This window comes from Candidatus Neomarinimicrobiota bacterium (genome assembly GCA_041862535.1).
In the GTDB taxonomy this organism is placed as follows: Bacteria; Fidelibacterota; Marinisomatia; order SCGC-AAA003-L08; family TS1B11.
In genome coordinates, this window is record JBGVTM010000015.1 from 1 (window position 1) to 2787 (window position 2787).

Sequence of the window (2787 nt, forward strand, 5' to 3'; positions counted from 1 at the left end):
TCATTATTGTCCTGCTTATTAAATTTCTGTATTCACTTTACTCAGGCCCGTGATGCAAGTAGTTGAGTGCGTACCTAACTTTTCTGAGGGGCGGGATCAACGGGTGATCCGTTCTCTAGCGGAGGCCATTTCTGGTGTCGGTGGAGTGCGTCTGCTGCACGTGGATTCCAGCACCGATGCCAACCGCACCGTAATTACATTCGTGGGAAAACCGGGATCGGTTGGAGAGGCTGTTTTCAAGGTAATTTGTAAGGCGGCTGAGTTGATTGACATGCAGCGACACCAGGGTATCCATCCCCGCATAGGTGCAGCTGATGTTTGTCCTTTCGTGCCCCTTGCGGGGGCCTCGATGGCAGAATGTGTCCGGCTGGCCCGGAAGGTTGGTGAGCGTGTTGGCAGGGAGTTGGAACTACCCGTCTATCTCTACGGTGCCGCCGCCGCTGGACCTGGCCGCTCCAGCCTGGCCGATGTACGTCGGGGAGAGTACGAGGGTCTACAGGAGAGGTTAACCGATCCGGAGTGGCATCCCGATTTCGGCCCGGCGGTCTTCAAACCTCGTTTTGGTGCGGTAGCTTTAGGAGCCCGCGATATCCTTATCGCCTTTAACGTTAACCTGAATACCACCGATCCAGCAGAGGCAAATGCTATCGCTATGGCAATTCGTGAAACAGGACGGATTAAACGTACAGAAGACGGCGGGATTGTCAGGGACAGCGAGGGACTGGCGATGCGCAGGCCGGGAACCCTTAGAGCGTGTCGAGCCTTAGGGTGGTTCATACCGGCGTATGATTGTGCCCAGGTCAGCATGAACCTGGAGGATTTTCGGGTGACAGCGCCCCACGTGGCATTTGAGGAGGTAAGCCACCAGGCGCACCAACGCGGCCTTGAGGTAACCGGTAGCGAGCTGGTAGGAATGATCCCCCTGGAAGCCATGCTCATGGCTGGACGCTACTACGCTGAGCAGGAGGATCGCAGCTCTGACTTACCCGAGGAGGAGCTGGTGGCAACGGCGGTCAGAGCCATGGGGCTATCGGCGGTGAGTCCATTTGATCCTGAGGAGCGGATCATAGAGTACCGTTTGCGCCGGGAAGGCGGTCGCTGGGCAGCGTTGTCGGAGCGACTTGTACCATATAGAATGCAAGCTCCTAGCCCGGTTGAGGCAGATGATAGATTTTCATAAGAGAGCGCTTCGTGTGAGGTGCGAGCATGGGTAAGATTAAGCGCATGTCCGCTGCGCTGGCGGACCAGATTGCCGCCGGTGAGGTCGTTGAACGACCGGCTTCAGTGGTGAAGGAGCTCATAGAGAACGCTATCGACGCCGGCGCCACTGACATCGCTATTGTGGTTCAGCAAGGGGGGCATAGCCTGATCCAGGTTACCGACGATGGGAGCGGGATGGACCGGCATGATCTGGCTCTGGCCTTTGAACGCCATGCCACGAGCAAGATTCATTCCAGGGAGGATCTGTCCCATATCGCCACCCTGGGATTCCGGGGGGAGGCTCTGCCCAGTATCGCTTCCGTGGCCCGGGTCTGGGCACGTACTTCCACGGATATGAATGAAGGCAGCGAAGTTATCGTCGAAGGTGGTAAGGCCAGTGAGGTGAAACCGGCCCCGCCAGTGGGTGGTACTACCATCCAGGTAAAGAATCTCTTCTATAATATTCCTGCCAGGAGAAAGTTTCTCAAACGACCGGCCACTGAAAACCAACACATCCTTGAGGTGGTAAGACGATTCGCTCTTAGCAATCCTGGTGTTGCTTTCAGCCTGATCAGTGGTGATCGGGAGATCTACCGCCTGCCGCCGACCGATCTCAAGCGGCGCATCGGGGCGGTCTTTGACCGTTTTTACCAGCAATCCCTTGAAGAAGTAGCCCTTGAGAAGCCCCCTTTCAAAGTAGAAGGTTACGTGGGGAATCTCAGTTTGGTACGAGGTCGCCCGGGGGAACAGTACATTTTTCTAAATCAGCGGGCGGTGCAGGACCGTCTTTTGAACAGCGCTGTTTATGCCGCCTACCGTTCCCTGATCAGTCGGGGGGAATACCCATTCTTCGTCCTGAATATTACCATGCCCGTAGAGATGGTGGATGTGAACGTTCACCCGGCCAAGACCGAGGTACGCTTTAAGGACGAGTGGCGGGTGTACCACGTGGTCAAGACGGCGGTGACGGAGGCCATTCGGGATATACCCGGCATGGTCCCCGATTTTGCCCCGCCAGTGGAGGGGGATCGACCGGGCAGCTTCCCGGTCCCTGCTCCGGGAGGCTTTCAGCACCGATCGCAGATTACCGGTCTCTTCGAATCTGCTCCCAGGGCGGACCAGGTACCGGTCGAAAGTAATGACTCCGTGGCCCGTGCGGAGAAGGCAGCCCGGCGTGCTGGTCTGTCTGCTTCCGGTGCTGAGGCCGCGGCAGCCCGCGCCGGAAGGTTTTATAATCCCGAATCCATCTGGCAGGTGCATAACAAGTATATCCTCAGCCAGGTGGCGACGGGACTGGTTGTGATCGATCAGCACGTAGCCCACGAGCGGGTCCTGTTTGAGGAAGCGCAAAAGGCCTTTGCCGGTCAGGCCCTGGCGTCCCAGACAGTACTGTTCCCCCAGGCGATAGAGTTCGCCCCCGATGAATATGCCCGGCTGGTGGACCTTATTCCCAGCCTGGAACGATTGGGCTTTCGGATCCGGGAGTTCGGCAGGAATACGGTGGTGGTAGACGGTGTTCCGAGTGATGTGGTCTGGGGGCGGGAGCGGGATATCCTGCGGGATATCCTGGACCGTTATCACGAGGGC

2 protein-coding genes are annotated in these 2787 nt (G+C 57.6%); both read left to right on the forward strand.

All coding sequences use genetic code 11. The annotated features are described in order from the left end of the window. Positions 1 to 52: 52 nt before the first annotated feature. Positions 53 to 1180 (forward strand): glutamate formimidoyltransferase, encoded by a 1128-nt coding sequence (ftcD, locus tag ACETWG_00685; GenBank protein MFB0515104.1) that lies wholly within the window; start codon positions 53 to 55, stop codon positions 1178 to 1180. Positions 1181 to 1206: 26 nt separating this feature from the next. Further along, on the forward strand, positions 1207 to 2787 hold a 1581-nt coding region (gene mutL, locus ACETWG_00690; GenBank protein ID MFB0515105.1), incomplete at its 3' end, for a DNA mismatch repair endonuclease MutL.

Bases quoted from the DNA above. Each gene is read 5' to 3' on its own strand.
- ftcD (MFB0515104.1), top strand. From the start codon at position 53: ATGCAAGTAGTTGAGTGCGTACCTAACTTTTCTGAGGGGCGGGATCAA.